This window comes from Streptomyces winkii, assembly GCF_032248595.1.
Lineage (GTDB): Bacteria > Actinomycetota > Actinomycetes > Streptomycetales > Streptomycetaceae > Streptomyces > Streptomyces winkii.
The window spans coordinates 319,858-334,792 of record NZ_JASTTH010000002.1 but is presented as its reverse complement, the minus strand read 5'-3'; the positions used below and the strand labels follow the sequence as shown (position 1 = coordinate 334,792).

The following is a 14,935-nucleotide window of genomic DNA, read 5'->3' as shown; positions in this document are numbered from 1 at the left end:
TCAGGCATCGCGCCCGCCGATCCGCGCCGTGCTGAAGACGGGCCCCGGCCCGGCGTCAGCGCGTCAACGCAGATGCCCCGTGTCGTTCAGCAGCCGCAGCGACGCGTTGCCGTCCGCGTAGTACGCGATCGCCGAGAGGCAGGCCGCCGACAGCTCCATCCGGAAGAGCGCGACGGGCGGTGCTTCGAGCGCCAGCCGTACGAGCGTCTTGACGGGCGTGACGTGGGTGACGAGCAGCACCGTCCTGCCCGGGTAGCGGGCCAGCAGCCTGTCCCGCGTCACGGCGACGCGATCGGCGACCGTCGCGAAGCTCTCGCCGCCGCCGGTCGGCCGGGCCTCGGTCGAGTCGAGCCACTTCTCCAGGTCGTCGGGGAAGCGCTCGCGCACCTCGGCGAAGGTGAGGCCCTCCCAGGCGCCGAAGTCGGCCTCCCGCAGGCCCGCGTCGACGCGGACCTTCAGCCCGGTGCGTTCCGCGACGGCCGACGCCGTCTCCTGGCAGCGGCGCATCGGGGAGCTGACGACGGCCTGGAGCGTTCCGCGCGCGGCCAGCGCCTCCGCCGCCGCGTACGCCTGGCGCCAGCCCGCCGGGGAGAGTTCGGGGTCGGTGCCGCCGCTCCCCGAGAAGCGCTTCTCCGGGGTGAGCGCGGTCTCGCCGTGCCGCAGCAGTACGAAGGTGGTGGGCGCGCCGAGGTCCGGGCCCCAACCGCTGTGCGGCGCGGCCAGTTCGGCGGCGTTGTCGCTGACGGGCACTCCCGTGCCGGAGCCGCCATCCGCACCCGGCCCGGCCGCACGGGCCGCCTCTGCGGACTGCGCGTCAAGCTCGGCCGTCGAGGCGCCGGCCGACCACGCCTCGCCCCGTTTGCCCGCGTCCATCGCCTCGTTGGCGAGCCGGTCGGCGTGCTTGTTCTCGGCGCGGGGGATCCACTCGTAACCCCGCACGGCACCCGGCGGGAAGACCGCCTGCGCCTCCGCGGCGAGCGGCCGCATGTCCGGGTGCTTGATCTTCCAGCGCCCCGACATCTGCTCCACGACGAGCTTGGAGTCCATGCGCACCCGGACCGACGCGTGCGGGTCCAGCTCGTACGCCGCGCGCAGCCCCGCGATCAGGCCCCTGTACTCGGCGACGTTGTTCGTCGCGATGCCGATGAACTCGGCCGTCTCCCGCAGGACTTCGCCGCTTCCGGCGTCCCGCACGACCGCGCCGTACCCGGCCGGTCCCGGGTTGCCGCGCGAGCCGCCGTCCGCCTCGACGACGAAGCCGCGACCGCCCCGTCCGCCGCCCCCGGCCCCCATCAGAGCCCGGACTCGGGCGTACGGACCAGGACGCGGCGGCAGTTCTCGCAGCGCAGTACGGCGTCCTCCGGGGCCGAACGCACGTCGTTGAGCTCGGTGATGTTCAGCTCCAACTGGCAGCCCTCGCAACGCCGTTGGTACAGCCGCGCGGCGCCGACGCCGCCCTGCTGCTCGCGGATCTTCTCGTACAGCTTCAGCAGTTCCGCGGGCACAGCCGCGGCCGCGGACTCGCGCTCCGCGCGCACCGTGCCCGCCTCGCTGTCGAGTTCGCTCAGCGCCGCGTCCCGCCGTACGACCGCGTCCTCGGCCTTCGCCTGTACGGCGTCGACGCGCTGGGCCAGCTCGGCCGCCCGCTCGGTGGCGGCCTCGTGCCGCTCCATGACCTCCAGGACCACGTCCTCGAGGTCTCCCTGCCGCCTCGCGAGCGAGGCGATCTCGCTCTGGAGGTTCTCCAGGTCCTTCGGGTTGGTGACCTGACCGGAGTCGAGGCGCTTCTGGTCGCGGGCGGCACGCTGGCGCACCTGGTCGACGTCCGACTCGGCCTTGGTCTGCTCGCGAGCGGTGTCGCTCTCCTCCGTGCGGGAGGCGACGAGCAGATCGCGCAGCTGCGCGAGATCAGCCTCCAGCGACTGGATCTCCTCGTGCTCGGGCAGGTTCTTGCGCTTGTGTGCGAGCTGATTCAGTCGCGTGTCCAGTGCCTGGACGTCCAGCAGTCGGATCTGATCGGCGGGCGCGGCGTTCAGTTGGGGGCTCCCGTGGTGATGTCGTTGACGGCGCTGCGGTGGGAATCGGACGGAGCTGGACCGCGGCCGGTTGCCGAACCGTACCCGGCCGCTTCCGCGGTGGCACCGCCACCTCCGGGGTCGGCGTCGTGCGACGCGGCGTGTGCGGTCCAGGGATCGGTGACCGTACGCGAGACGTGCGTGCGCAGGCCCCAGCCGTGCCGGTCGGAGATCTCGTCGAGCTGTGCGGCGGCCTGCTCGCACCACGGCCACTCGGTGGCGAAGTGCGCGGCGTCCAGCAGCGCGAGCGGCGAGTGCTCGCGCGCCTCGGAGGCCGGGTGGTGGCGCAGATCGGCTGTCAGATACGCGTCTGCGCCGGCGGCGCGCACCTCGTCGAAGAGCCCGTCGCCGGAGCCTCCGCAGACGGCGACCGTACGGATCGTACGGTCCGGGTCGCCGGCCGCACGGATGCCCTGAGCCGTCACCGGCAGCCGGGCCGCGGCCCACTCCGTCAGCTCCGACAGCCGCATGGGGCGCGGCGGTTCGCAGACGCGGCCCAGCCCGCGGCGGCCCCCGGAGTCGGACGGATCCGGCACCAGCGGCCGGAGCACCCGCAGATCGAGCGCGCCGGCGAGGGCGTCGGAGACGCCGGGATCGGCGGTGTCGGCGTTGGTGTGCGCGACGTGCAGGGCGACGCCGTGCCGGATGAGCGTGTGCACCACGCGGCCCTTGAAGGTGTCGGCCGCGACGGTCGTCGTGCCCCGCAGATACAGCGGGTGGTGCGTGACGAGCAGTTGGGCTCCAAGCGCCACGGCCTCGTCCGCGATCTCCTGCACGGGGTCGACGGCGAAGAGGACACGGTCGACGCGGGCCTCCGGGCTGCCGACGTCACCGCAGACGGTGCCGACGGCGTCCCACTGCTCCGCCCGCTCGCGCGGCCAGAGGGCGTCGAGCGCGGCGATGACTTCGGAGAGGGCTGGCACGGATGAAAGGCTACCTTCCGCGCCGGGCGGGCCGCCCGGTCACCGTCCCGCCGCCGCGCGAGGGCCCCACGGCGGGCGTCGCACGACTCCTCTGCACGCGCCGCGCGGTGCGCGTTCGGGCCGGATTCCGGCCCCGCCGCAATGCGTGTCCAGCACACGCACTCGGGGTCGCGCAGGCAATTCGCACATCCGCCACTCATCCGCGTGAAGGGTCCGAACTCGCATTGTTCGGGCGGCAGTCGACACCTAGGTTCCTCACTGGAGGTGATCGACCCATGACTGCCTGTGCCCCCGAGACCATCGTGGCGGACAGCCGGACGGCAAGGCACTCCACGTTCACGATCGCGGCCGACGGCGCCTACGCGGCACGGCTCAACGCGTCCGCGGAGGACGGCTGGTTCCCCGAGCGCTGGACTCTCGACGGCCCCGAGCCGTATGCGGTCCCGCTCCCCGGCGCCCGCCCGGAGCAGACCGACAGCCAGGTGCTGCCGCTGACCGACGGAAGGGTCCTGATCGCCCGCCGCGAGAGCGGCAGCCACAAGCTCGCCCTGCTCTACCCGACGGGGCCGGGCACCGGCGAACTCTGCCTGGGCGCGGTCGAGTCCGAGCGGCTCACGCTGCTGCCTCCCGCTCCGTGCGGGCGGCGGGCGTACGCGCTCACGGTGGGCGAACACTCCACGGGCGTATGGCTGGTGGCGGGCAGCGGCGACGGATCGCCGCAGCTCGTCGCCGAGGTTCCGGGCCGCTGCGGGGGCGGTGCCTGGCTGGACCGCGAGGGCAGGCTGCTCGCCGTCGACCGTACGGACACGGGGGGCACCGGCCGCACCAAGACCGTCGCCGTCGACCTGGGCCGCGGGGGCGAGGTGAGCCCGCTGCTCCAGATCACCGACGAGAGCGACGACCGGCTGCTGCTCGCCGATGCCGACAGCGGCCTGCTGATCGTGCGGTCGAACGCGCCCGGTGAATTCCGGCTGGGCTGGGGGGTGCTGGGCTCCCACCGGCCGGTGCGCTTCCCCGAGTCGCTGCATCCCGAGGGGGCGCTGCTCACGCCCTTCGCCGTGCAGCCGGGGCAGATGCTGCTGCCCGAGAGCTGCGCGGTCGCCCTGCACGGGCAGACGACGGGCGCGCGGGCGGGCGGTGCCTGGCTGGGCGTATGGCGGCCGATGCAGCGGGAGTTGCGGCGCTTCCGTGCTCCCGGCGGCTGGCTGCCCGGCAAGGGCGTCTGGACGCGCGAGGGCGAGCTGCGGCTGCCCTGCGCCACCGCGCATGCGCCGTGCGGGCTGGCGCGGCTGCGGATGCGCGGGAAACAGCCGGACGCCGAGGCGGGCGCGACGGTCACCGGCACCGGCACGGGCGAAAGCCTCGGCGCCGGCGTGGACTTCGGCGCGGCCGTGGGGGCTCGTTCGGGCGCGGAGGCGCACTCCGGCGCGGAAGCCGCCGCCGCGGCGGAAGGCCGTACGGCGGAGACGGGCGCGGGTGCGGGCTCCGGCGCCGCGCCCGGGGATGCGGACGGCTCGGCCGCGGAGCGGCAGGCCGGTCCGGAGGCCGCGCATGCCCCGGTCGAGCCGCGGCGCGAGGCCGGGCGGTCCGGCAGTGCAGGGAAAGGCGAAGGCGAGGCTCCGTCGCACGTAGACGGTTCGCCCGCGCTGCCGCCCGGGGCCGCACCCTCCCCGGGCCTCCCGCCGGGGGCCGCCGCTACGGGCGGTGTTCCGGCGAACGGCGCCGCACCGGAGGGGCTTCAGGGCGACCGGGTTCCGGCGGAGGGAGCCGTGCGGGAGCCCCAAGAAGCCGCTGCCGCACGGGCGTTGCCGCCCACGCTTCCGGAGGGCGCCGCACCCGCCGTGCCGCCGGGGGCGCTGCCCGCCGAGGTTCCGCCCGCGCGGGAGGCGGCCCTTCGGCTGCCCGCACAGGTGCCGGCCGCGCGGGCCCAGGCACAAGGAAGCGCCCGGCCCGACCCAGCCACCGCAGAAGCAGCGGCCGTTGGGAGCGCCCCGGTCGCCGTGGACCCGGCGGCGACCACCGCAGAGCCGCGGCAGCCCTCCGCCGACGTCCCGTCAACTCCCGCGCCACGCCCGCCTGTCGGGGTCACCGAACCATGCGTGCGGCGCAAGCCGGTGCCGCTCCAGGACGCCCCGCTCGCCACCGCGCTGCATGACGCCGCGGTTCGCGCGAGGCCGGCATGAGCGGGCCGACATCGGGCAGGAGACCGCATCGAGCAGGCCAAGTACCCGTCATGAGACTCTGATCGGGTACCAAGCAGCGAAGTGATCCACGGAGTTCCCCGCGATGTCCGAGACCAAGACCGGGACAGAAACGCGAAGCAGCCAGGCGTCGAACGGCTCAGGCAGGCACAGAGGGCAGGCCGCCGGTTCGGACGAGTCCGGTCAGCACGCCCACGGCCGTCACCGGCGCCCCGCTCAGCAGAGCGAGTCGGAGTGACCGTGAGCTGAAGGCGGCGGGGCGCCGTCAGACGTGTGCGACGACGGCGTCGGTCAGCACCGGGGCGTCGCCCCGTTCCACTGCGGAGACGGACAGCCGCACACGCCCCTCCCCCTCCTGCTCTCGCTCTGACCACATCCGTACGCGCAGCGTCTCGCCGGGGAAGACGACCCCCGCGAAGCGTGTGCTGTACCGCGTCACGCGCGTCACGTCCCCGCCGAGCACCGTGTCGACGACGGCCTTGAGCACCATCCCGTACGAGCAGAGCCCGTGCAGGATCGGCCTGTCGAAGCCCGCGAGCGCCGCGAACTCGGGATCGGCGTGCAGCGGATTCCAGTCGCCGGAGAGCCGGTAGAGCAGCGCCTGGTCCTCGCGCACGCCGACGCGCACCTCGTGGTCGGCGGCCCGCTCCGGGGTCCCGTGTGCCGGCGACGGGCCGCGGTCGCCGCCGAAGCCGCCCTCGCCCCGCACATACAGCTGGGCCTCCGACGTCCACAACGGGCCGTCCCCGTCCGCCGCTTCGGTGCGCAGCACGATGACGGCCGCCTTCCCCTTGTCGTGGACCGCGGCGACCGAGGACGTCTGCGTCGCGCTGCCGTCGACGGGAACGGGCCTGTGTACCTCGATGCTCTGACCGCCGTGCAGCACGGCGGCGAGATCCACGTCGATGCCGGGCGCCGACAGGCCGTCCAGCACCCCGGCCCCGCCGCCCGCCACGGTCGCGAAGCTCGGCAGCACGTGCAGCCTGCTCTCCAGCGTGTAGCGCAGCTCCTGCGGGTCGGTCGCGGGGACGCCCGCCCCGATCCCGAGGTGGTACAGCTGAACGTCCTTGTGTCCCCAGGTGATCCGGGTGCTGCTGGGCTCGGCGGACAGCGCCCGCCCGACGTCGATCGGCATCGCTCGTCAGCTCCTTCCCACCCGGGGGAGGATAGCCACCGGCTGCCGCGTGGCCGCGTACGACGCCGGGCCGGTACGTGCGGCGGCCCGGCACCCGCGTTCCAGGCGCCCCTACACAATCGTGGCCGAAGGGTGAAGACTGCGGTGTCCAGGGGAAGTTGGGAATCGGCCCGTACGGGAACCGGCCCGTACTACGGCCCGCACTCAGGGGGAGTCATGGACGGTGAGGGAGCCCGCCCGCACGGCAGGGGCGAGATCGACACGAGCGTCCCGCACTCGGCACGCATCTGGAACTACTGGCTCGGAGGCAAGGACAACTACCCGGCCGACCGCGAGGCCGGGGAGCAGTACCGCCTGGCGTTCCCGGGCATCGACCAACTCGCGCGCGCCTCCCGCTACTTCCTCGTCCGCACCATCCGCCATCTGACGAGGGAGGCCGGAGTCCGGCAGTTCCTCGACGTCGGTACGGGCCTGCCCACCGTCGACAACACGCACGAGGTCGCGCAGCGGGAGGCGCCGGACGCCCGCATCGTCTACGTCGACAACGACCCGCTCGTGCTCGTGCACGCCCATGCGCTGCTCACGAGTTCGCCCGAGGGCAGGACGGCCTATATCGAGGCCGATCTCCGCGACCCCGCGACGGTGATCGCCGGTGCACGCGAGACGCTCGACTTCACCCGCCCGGTCGCGCTCATCCTCAGCGGCGTGCTCGGCCACGTCGGCGACCACGCGGAAGCGTGCGGGATCATCACGAGCCTCATGTCGCAGCTCCCGTCCGGCAGTTATCTCTCCCACAACGACGGCGTCGACGAGAACCCGGACACCAACGCGGCGCAGGACGACTACAACGACTCCGGCGCGGTGCCCTACGTCCTGCGCTCGCCCGAGCAGATCCGCGCCTACTTCGACGGGCTGGAGCTCGTGCCTCCCGGCGTGGTGCGCATCAACCGCTGGCGTCCAGACGTCGGCGGGGACGCGGGCCCGGACGCGGCGGCCTTCGGGGGCGTCGGCCGCAAGCCGTGAGACCCCGCCGGTGCGGCGGATCGTGAGCAGTGGCGGTCGACGGCCGCCTTCCGTACGGGGAACCGAACCCGCGGTGTCCTTGATTTCGTGATCTGTCCGATGGGTCCGTCGGCTGCGGCGCGGCGTACTCTTCGCCCGTGGAACTCCGCTTCGAGACACGCCGGTCCGGCTCGCCGTGGGTCGATTCCGTGTGGACCTGCACGAGCGAGCAGGTCACGGCGATGACGTCCGTCGCCGGGGTGCGCTGGGGCCTGGTGTTCTGGGAGCAGGACGGCCGGGCGTACGCCGGCGTCACCGGTCCCGAGACCCGGACCGGCAGGGCGCCGGTGCCGGAGGGCGCGACCTTCACAGGCATCGAGTTCGCGCTCGGCACCTCGTTGCGGGCCATGCCCACGCCGACGCTGGTGGACGGCGGTGTGGAGCTGCCCGACACCACGCGCCGGTCGTTCCGGCTGGCCGGCAGGCGCTGGGAGACGCCCGGCGCCGACGACGCCGAGGCTCTCGTCGGGCGTCTCGTCCGGGCCGGGACCGTGGTCCGCGATCCGCTCGTCGCCGAGGTGCTGCGTGGCCGTCGCCCGGACGTCTCGGGGCGCACGGTCGAACGCCGGTTCCGCGCCGCGACCGGGCTGACGCGGGGCGCCGTCCGGCAGATCGAGCGGGCCCGCACCGCGGCGGAGCTGCTGGCGGCCGGCCGCCCGGCCGCCGAAGTCGTCGCCGGGCTCGGCTACTTCGACGAGCCGCACCTGGCCCGGGCGCTGCGCTCGTACGTCGGACGGACCGCCGGGCAGCTGTCCGAGGGCGCCGGTGGCGCGATCGCCCTCGACGTGGATCAGCGCCTGACGTCGTAGACGAGCTTCAGGATCCCGTTGGCATAGCTCTCCGACTCCCGCAGCGTCAGCATCTGCTTGTCGCGGTCGGCCCGGCCGAACAGGCTCTTCCCGGCGCCGAGCAGCACGGGGAAGACGAGCAGGTTGTACTGGTCGATCAGACCCGCGCCCGACAGCCGCCGGGCCAGCTCCGCGCTCCCGTGGATGAAGATCGCGCCGCCCTCGCCCTCCTTGAGCGCGGCGACGTCCTCGGCCGAGCGCAGGATCGCCGTCGGCCCCCACCCGTCGACGAGGGCGTCGTCGGGCAACGTCGTCGACACCACGTACTTGGGCAACTCCTTGTAGGCGGCGTGGTCTTCCGAGCCGGGCCAGACCGGCGCGAACGCCTCGTAGCTGCGGCGGCCGAACATCAGCGCCGTCGTGTCGGCGAGTTCGTCGCCCTTCAGCGACCAGGCTTCCGGGACGAACTCGAGGTCCTCGACCACCCAGCCGCCGCTGCGGTGCTCCTCCCCCGGCCCGCCGCCGGGCGAGTCCACGACGCCGTCGAGCGACATGAAGCCGGTGTAGACCAGGTCACGCATGGTGCTGTCTCCTCGCGATCGGCCAAGCTGCCGGGCTCACGCTAGATCTCGGCCGGGACGGCCGTCTTGGACGGAAACGACACCGGGTTCACGACGCGTACCGGAACAACCCCGCGTCCGGCGACGTCCGGTGCGCCCGCCGAGGGCGGCGTCCTCGCGTCAGCTCTCCCCCGGTGTGCCCTCCCGCTCGGGGCGCGGGAGGACGAAGAGCACGAGCGCCGCGCACAGCACCAGCACCACGGCGGCGCTGAGGAACGCCAGCCCGTAGCCCGAGGCCAGCGTGCGCGGGTCGCCGCCCTCCCCGATGCGGGCGGCGGCGATCGTGGAGAACACGGCGAGCCCGAGTGAACCGCCCATGGTCCGCGCGGTGTTGAAGAGTCCGGAGACCAGCCCCGCGTCGCCGTGCGGCGCCCCCGACATGGCCACCGAGGCCAGCGGCGTACTGACCATTCCGCCGCCCAGCGCCATCAGCGTTCCCGGGCCCATGACTGTCTCCAGAAAGCCGCCCCCGGCGTGCATGCCGCTCTCCCACACGCAGCCGGCACCGGCCAGCACGACCCCCGCCAGCGCCACGCCGCGCGCCCCGAACCGTGCCATCAGCCGTGGCGCGGCCTTGGAGCCGAGCACGATGCTGAGCGACTGCGGGAGGAAGCCGAGCCCTGCCTGGAGGGGCGTGTAGTGGAGCACGTTCTGCATGTAGAGCGACATGAAGTACCACATGCAGAACAGGGCGCCGCCGCACACGAACATCGCGCCGTTCGCCGCGGCGACGGCCCGGCTGCGGAAGAGCCGCAGCGGTACGAGCGGCGCCTCCGTACGCGCCTCGACGGCCACGAACAGCGCCAGCAGGACGCCTCCCGCGGCCAGCGGCCACAGCACGGACGCCGCGGTCCAGCCCACGGCCTCCGTCCGTACGATTCCCCACGCCAGCGAGCTCAGCCCGAGCGTGACCAGCAGCGCGCCCGGCACGTCCAGGCGGCGCCGGGCCCCGGCGTCCCGTCCCTCGGGGACCCACACGGCGGCGGCCAGCAGAACCAGCGCACCGACGGGGATGTTGATCAGCAGCACCCAGCGCCACGACAGCGCGTCCGTCAGCACGCCGCCGACGAGGCCGCCCGCCGCTCCCCCGCCCGCGCCGACGGCGCTCCACGTGGCGATCGCCCGCGTACGTGCGCGGCCGGGCGGAAAGGCGGTGGTGAGGATCGTCAGCGTGGCCGGGGCCAGTACGGCGGCTCCCGCGCCCTGCACGACGCGTGCGGCCAGCAGCTGCCACGGCTCGTGTGCGATGCCGCCGAGGAGGCTGGCCGCGGTGAACAGGGCGAGACCGAGCAGGAACGTCCGCTTGCGGCCGAAGATGTCCGCGGCGCGGCCGCCGAGCAGCATCAGCCCCGCGAAGGCCAGGGTGTAGCCGTTGACGACCCATTGGAGCCCGGAGGCGTCCATGCCGAGACCGGCCCGCATGGACGGCAGCGCCACCGTGACCACGGAGACGTCGAGTACGACGAGGAACTGCCCGGCGCACGCGGCGAGCACCACCGCCCACAGGCGCACGGACGGTCCGGAGCCGGAGCCGGTGTCGCCGCCGCCGTCACCGGAGCGGTCGGCGCCGGCTGCCGGGTCGCCGGACGGAGCGGAGAGAGCCTTGTCTGTCATCGCCCGTCATCCTCGCAGCCGCTCCCAAGGACGCCCACAGGCTGTTCCGGTATCCAGGACGGCCACTGACCTCAGCGTTGTCCGTGGCCGTTCTTCTCCTCCGGGTTCTCCTCCTGCGGCTCCCAGAGCGCGTGTTCGCGGCGGGCCCACGCCCGGTCGGCCCTGCCGGTGCGCATGGCGCGGCGTGCCTCGGGATGCGCGGCCGCCATCCCCACATGGGCGGCGAGCACGAGGCCGACAGCCAGGGCGAGCCAGTCGTGCACGAACGTCGCGCTCGTACGCCACACCAGCGGTGCGAGCCCGGTGAACCACATGAGCAGCCCCGTCCCCGCCATGACCAGTACGGCGCCCGCGATCCAGGCGGCGAAGACCTTCTGGCCCGCGTTGAACTTGCCCGCGTCCCGGCCCCAGTCCTCGCCCAGCGGCGGGTACGGGCGGCGCGCGCGCCTTGCCCGCCGCAGCCAGCGGCGGTCGTGCGGCCCGAAGCGGTTGAGGCGGCGCAGGTCGGCGCGGAGCGCGCGCGAGGCGAGGCCCAGCAGGACCGGCGCCGGCAGCAGCAGCCCGGACCACTCGTGCAGCGTCACCAACAGGGCGCGGCGTCCCGCGAGTTGGGCGAGGCCCGGTAGGTAGAGGCAGAGGGCGGTGCCCACGCACACCACCATCAGCGCGGCCGTGGCCTGGTGGCACCAGCGCACGGCACGCGCGAAGCGCGTCACGTCCGCGGACGGCGTCTCCCGCTCGGTCCGGCCCGCGGTCTCCGCGCGCTCAGGCGGCTGTCGGAGCATCGTCACGTCCGTTCGACCTGCCGACCCAGCCGTCGACGGAGTAGCCGCGCTTCTCCCAGTAGCCGGGCTCCACTTCACGGGTGAGCTCGATGCCGGAGAGCCACTTCGCGGACTTGTAGAAGTACATGGGGGCGACGTACAGCCGCACGGGCCCGCCGTGGTCGTGGGTGACGGGCTTGTCCTGCATGCGCAGCGCCACCAGCACGTCGTCGCGCCTGGCCTGCTTCAGCGTGAGGCTCTCGCTGTAGACGCCGTCGAAGCAGGTGAAGCGGACGGCGGTGGCCTCCGGACGCACACCCGCCAGGTCGAGCAGATGGGACAGGCGCACACCTTCGAAGGGCGTGCTGGGCACCCGCCAGCCCGTCACGCACTGCACGTCGCGGACCATGCGCGTCTGCGGCATCTCGCGCAGCTCGTCGAGGCCGTAGCGGGCGGAGTGTTCGACCAGCCCGCCGACGGTGAGTCCGTAGCCGCTCCGGTCGCGGTGCGGGACGGACGCGGCCACCGAGTAGTAGCGGAAACCGCCTCCGTTGGGCAGCAGCCCGGTGACGCCCGTCGGGTCCTTGCCGGAGACGGCGCTCAGGACGCTCTCGGTGCCGCTCTGCACATACGGCGCCGCCGCGAGCCCCGCGGCGCCCAGACCGAGCATGCCGAGGACGACCCGCCTGCCGACCGGCGAGCCCTCGCCGTCTGCGGACGAGCCGGTTCCGGCGGATGCTCCGGCTCTGCCGGACGCCCCGGCCGGGTCTGCTGAATCGGCTGTCTCCACAAGACGATTCGAGCACCGTCGCCCGCGCGGCGCCAGGGTCCGCGGAGAACCGTCAGACTTCCGTCATCTGGCGGGCGCTCGCCGCCGTGCCCGCCCGAGGCGCCTCGTACGTACGGGCCGGGAGCCCCGCACGCGCGCTGCCGGGAGCCGTGCGGCAGCATGAACCGCCACGTCACGCCGCCTTCCCGAGGCCGAAGGAGCACGGAGCCCGATGAGCCAGCCCACCGCGGGGCAGCAGCCGCAGCCCGCCCCGCAGACGTTCGCCGCGTTCGAGGCGGCGAAGGGCTTCATGCCCGCCGACGAGGGCCTGGCCCTGTACGCGGCCGCCGCCGAGGCCGCACGCCTCGGGTTGCCGCTGCTGGAGGTCGGCACGTACTGCGGCCGGTCCACGCTCCTCCTCGCCGACGCCGCCCGCGCCGCGGGCGTGGTCGCGGTCACCGTCGACCACCACCGCGGCAGCGAGGAGCAGCAGCCGGGCTGGGAGTACCACGACCCGGACGTCGTCGATCCGCATACCGGCCTCATGGACACGCTGCCCGCCTTCCGGCGCACGCTGCACGCCGCGGGGCTGGAGGAGCACGCCGTCGCCGTCGTCGGACGCTCGCCGCGCGTCGCCGCGCTGTGGGGCCGTCCGCTGGGCCTCGTCTTCATCGACGGGGGTCATACCGACGAGCACGCCACCGCCGACTACGAGGGCTGGGTGCCCCATCTCACGCCCGGCGGGCTGCTGGTCGTCCACGACGTCTTCCCCGACCCGGCGGACGGCGGTCAGGCCCCGTACCGCATCTACCGGCGTGCGCTCGATTCCGGTGCGTTCAGGGAGGTTTCGGCGACGAGGTCGCTGCGGGTTCTGCGGCGTACGGGCACGGCGGTGTGATCGGACGGCTAGCATCCTGGGCGTGTCCAACGGAAGCCCGCATCCGCACGATCCGTCCAGCACCGAGCCCGGCGCACAGCCGGAGACTCAGCGGTCCCCGGAGCCGCGGCGGTCCCGGCGGCTCGGCATGCGGCTGCTGATCGCGCTGGGTGTGCTGGTTCCGACGTCGTTCGCGGGCTGGCTGGTGTGGCAGTCCGCGGACCAGTCGTCCGGGGCGGGGAAGGCCGGGCCGACGCTGATGCCGCTGCCGGACGACTCACGTCCGGATTCCGGCGCGGGGCTGCCGGGGGGCGACTCGGGCGGCGGCGGTGAGCAGGCAGGGTCCGGCGGACGGCCGCTGAGCGGCATGACGGTCGTGATCGATCCGGGCCACAACCCCAACAACCGCCGGCACGCCGCCGAGATCAATCAGAGCGTGGACATCGGCACGGACCGCAAGGAGTGCGACACCACCGGGACGGCTGCCGAATCCGGCTACTCCGAGGCGGAGTTCACCCTCGACCTCGCGCGGCGCGTGGAGGCGGGGCTGCGCAAGCGGGGCGCGACGGTGGAGCTCACCCACGAGGGCCGCAGGCCGTGGGGGCCCTGCGTGGACTCCCGTGCGCAGGCGGGCAATCGGGCGGACGCCGACGCCGTGGTGTCGCTGCACGCCGACGGCGCACCGGCGAGCGCGCGCGGCTTCCATGTGATCCTCCCGGAGTCCGTCAACGAGGGGAAGGCCGACACCCGCGCCATCGTCGGCCCGTCCCGCGACCTTGGGCGTGAACTGGCCGACGCCTTCCGCAAGTTCACGGACTCGAAGCCCGCGGCCTACGCGGGGGACGGCGAAGGCACCGACACACGTGGGGACTTGGGCGGGCTCAACCTGACGCGCGTCCCCAAGGTCTTCCTGGAGTGCGGCAACATGCGCAATCCGCGGGACGCCGCCGATCTGTCCGACCGCGAATGGCGTGGTCGCGCCGCACGCGGAGTGGTGGAGGGGATCGCGGCGTTCCTCGCGGAAAAGCGCTGAAAGCGGCGTCGTGCGCCGAGGTCGCCCCGCCGGTCCGGTCCCGGCACCGATCCGTACGATGGGGTGCTACCCCGGCAGAGTCCACAGACCGTATGAAACCTACTAAGGACGCTAAGTGAACATCCGCTCGCTCACACGAGGCGATGGTGCGGTGATCGGGACAGCTCTGCTGCTGCTGATCGCTTCCTTCTTCCCGTTCTTCGACTTCGATGGCGACTGCCCCATCGACTCCTGCGCCGTGTCCGCCTGGTCCCGCTCGACTCTTCCGATGCTGCCGTCCGTGCATCTGCTCGGCGTCGTGGCCGCGGCTCTGATCGTCGCCGCCCGGCTGCTGCCGGAAGGGCGCAAGCTGCTGGGGCTGGCGCTGGACCAGTGGGGTCTGGTGCTCTGCCTGGTCGTCGGCTGGGCGGGCATCTGGTCGCTGGTCGCGGTCGTCTTCCCGGACCTGGAGCAGCCGGGTGCCGCCGGCGGCGATCCGAACGAGAAGTGGACCCTGGCCGCCGGTGCTTTTCTGACGCTCGTCCTCTCCCTCGCCCTCGCGGCGGCCGGGGCTCTGAGCACGACGGTCCCGGCGCTGAAGGCCCCGCTGCTGCCCGCGCCGAAGCCCACTCCGTACGGCGGCCAGCCGCAGGGCGCCTACGGCTACCCGGGCGGGCCCCAGCCGGGACAGCCGGGCCCGTACGGCGGCCAGCCGCAGGGCGGTTACGGCTACCCCGGCGGACCCCAGACCGGTCAGCCCGGACAGCCGGGTCAGCCCGGCCCGGCGCAGGCGGCACAGCCCGGTCAGCCGGGAGCGCAGCAGGCACAGCAGCCCGGTGGTCCGGCGGCAGGCGGGGGCGCCCCGGACCCGAACTTCCAGCCGTTCTGGTTCGCCGTGCCCGTGACCCGTCCGCTCTTCGGTGAGGACGGCACGCCGCAGCCCGTCGCCGAACTGGCCCCCGGCACCTGGTACTTGGCGGTGGAGCAGCGCGGCCCGGCGCTCATCGCCCAGACCCAGGACGGCCGCCGGGGCATACTCCAGGACACCTCCGGCATACAGCGCGGCTGACCCGGCCCTCCGGTCGGCCTCCGGCC

The 14,935-nt window shown here is 73.9% G+C and carries 14 protein-coding genes; 6 read left to right on the top strand and 8 right to left on the bottom strand.

Annotation, left to right across the window (positions count from 1 at the left end):
* Positions 1–63: 63 nt before the first annotated feature.
* The 3 genes from QQM67_RS05855 to QQM67_RS05845 are packed head-to-tail and all read right to left on the bottom strand — an operon-like array spanning position 64 to position 2,998.
* A complete protein-coding gene (locus QQM67_RS05855) occupies positions 64–1,293 on the bottom strand; it encodes a bifunctional RNase H/acid phosphatase (RefSeq protein ID WP_314172510.1) in 1,230 nt (409 codons plus the stop codon).
* Positions 1,293–2,036, bottom strand: coding sequence for a zinc ribbon domain-containing protein (locus tag QQM67_RS05850; RefSeq protein WP_314172990.1), 744 nt, complete (start codon positions 2,034–2,036; stop codon positions 1,293–1,295). The genes QQM67_RS05855 and QQM67_RS05850 overlap by 1 nt, the downstream gene beginning before the upstream one ends.
* Positions 2,033–2,998 carry a Nif3-like dinuclear metal center hexameric protein gene (locus QQM67_RS05845; protein WP_314172509.1) on the bottom strand — a complete coding sequence of 322 codons (966 nt, stop codon included), beginning with the start codon at positions 2,996–2,998 and terminating at the stop codon, positions 2,033–2,035. Before QQM67_RS05845 ends, QQM67_RS05850 begins: the two co-directional genes overlap by 4 nt.
* Positions 2,999–3,273: 275 nt before the next feature.
* Between QQM67_RS05845 and QQM67_RS05840 the strand changes: the two genes are divergently transcribed.
* Positions 3,274–5,181, top strand: coding sequence for a hypothetical protein (locus QQM67_RS05840; protein ID WP_314172508.1), 1,908 nt, complete (start codon positions 3,274–3,276; stop codon positions 5,179–5,181).
* A 283-nt stretch (positions 5,182–5,464) separates the two neighbouring features.
* On the opposite strand, the gene QQM67_RS05835 is transcribed toward QQM67_RS05840, so the two are convergent.
* Complete coding sequence (locus QQM67_RS05835) at positions 5,465–6,334, bottom strand: MaoC/PaaZ C-terminal domain-containing protein (RefSeq protein WP_314172507.1); 870 nt, start codon at positions 6,332–6,334, stop codon at positions 5,465–5,467.
* A gap of 216 nt (positions 6,335–6,550) precedes the next feature.
* On the opposite strand from QQM67_RS05835, the gene QQM67_RS05830 reads away from it, so the two are divergent.
* Both QQM67_RS05830 and QQM67_RS05825 read left to right on the top strand, forming a co-directional pair.
* Positions 6,551–7,357: an SAM-dependent methyltransferase gene (locus tag QQM67_RS05830; protein ID WP_314172506.1), complete on the top strand. Its 807-nt coding sequence runs from the start codon at positions 6,551–6,553 to the stop codon at positions 7,355–7,357.
* Positions 7,358–7,494: 137 nt separating this feature from the next.
* On the top strand, positions 7,495–8,205 hold the full coding sequence (locus QQM67_RS05825) for a helix-turn-helix domain-containing protein (RefSeq protein ID WP_314172505.1): 711 nt from the start codon (positions 7,495–7,497) through the stop codon (positions 8,203–8,205).
* Here QQM67_RS05825 and QQM67_RS05820 read toward each other — a convergent pair.
* From QQM67_RS05820 to QQM67_RS05805, 4 genes are all read right to left on the bottom strand, one after another.
* Positions 8,187–8,765: a dihydrofolate reductase family protein gene (locus tag QQM67_RS05820; RefSeq protein ID WP_314172504.1), complete on the bottom strand. Its 579-nt coding sequence runs from the start codon at positions 8,763–8,765 to the stop codon at positions 8,187–8,189. The two genes, QQM67_RS05825 and QQM67_RS05820, sit on opposite strands and share 19 nt — an antisense overlap.
* Before the next feature lie 159 nt (positions 8,766–8,924).
* Positions 8,925–10,418 (bottom strand): DHA2 family efflux MFS transporter permease subunit, encoded by a 1,494-nt coding sequence (locus QQM67_RS05815; RefSeq protein WP_314172503.1) that lies wholly within the window; start codon positions 10,416–10,418, stop codon positions 8,925–8,927.
* Between the two features lie 71 nt (positions 10,419–10,489).
* Positions 10,490–11,203 carry a cytochrome b/b6 domain-containing protein gene (locus QQM67_RS05810; protein ID WP_399065789.1) on the bottom strand — a complete coding sequence of 238 codons (714 nt, stop codon included), beginning with the start codon at positions 11,201–11,203 and terminating at the stop codon, positions 10,490–10,492.
* A complete protein-coding gene (locus tag QQM67_RS05805; protein ID WP_314172988.1) occupies positions 11,184–11,852 on the bottom strand; it encodes a molybdopterin-dependent oxidoreductase in 669 nt (222 codons plus the stop codon). Before QQM67_RS05805 ends, QQM67_RS05810 begins: the two co-directional genes overlap by 20 nt.
* Before the next feature lie 331 nt (positions 11,853–12,183).
* Here QQM67_RS05805 and QQM67_RS05800 point away from each other — a divergent pair, with 331 nt between their 5' ends.
* From QQM67_RS05800 to QQM67_RS05790, 3 genes are all read left to right on the top strand, one after another.
* Positions 12,184–12,849, top strand: coding sequence for a class I SAM-dependent methyltransferase (locus QQM67_RS05800; RefSeq protein WP_314172502.1), 666 nt, complete (start codon positions 12,184–12,186; stop codon positions 12,847–12,849).
* A 22-nt stretch (positions 12,850–12,871) separates the two neighbouring features.
* Positions 12,872–13,861, top strand: a complete 990-nt coding sequence (locus QQM67_RS05795) for an N-acetylmuramoyl-L-alanine amidase (protein WP_314172501.1) — start codon at positions 12,872–12,874, stop codon at positions 13,859–13,861.
* A gap of 115 nt (positions 13,862–13,976) precedes the next feature.
* Positions 13,977–14,909 carry a hypothetical protein gene (locus QQM67_RS05790; protein WP_314172500.1) on the top strand — a complete coding sequence of 311 codons (933 nt, stop codon included), beginning with the start codon at positions 13,977–13,979 and terminating at the stop codon, positions 14,907–14,909.
* Positions 14,910–14,935 lie beyond the last annotated feature (26 nt).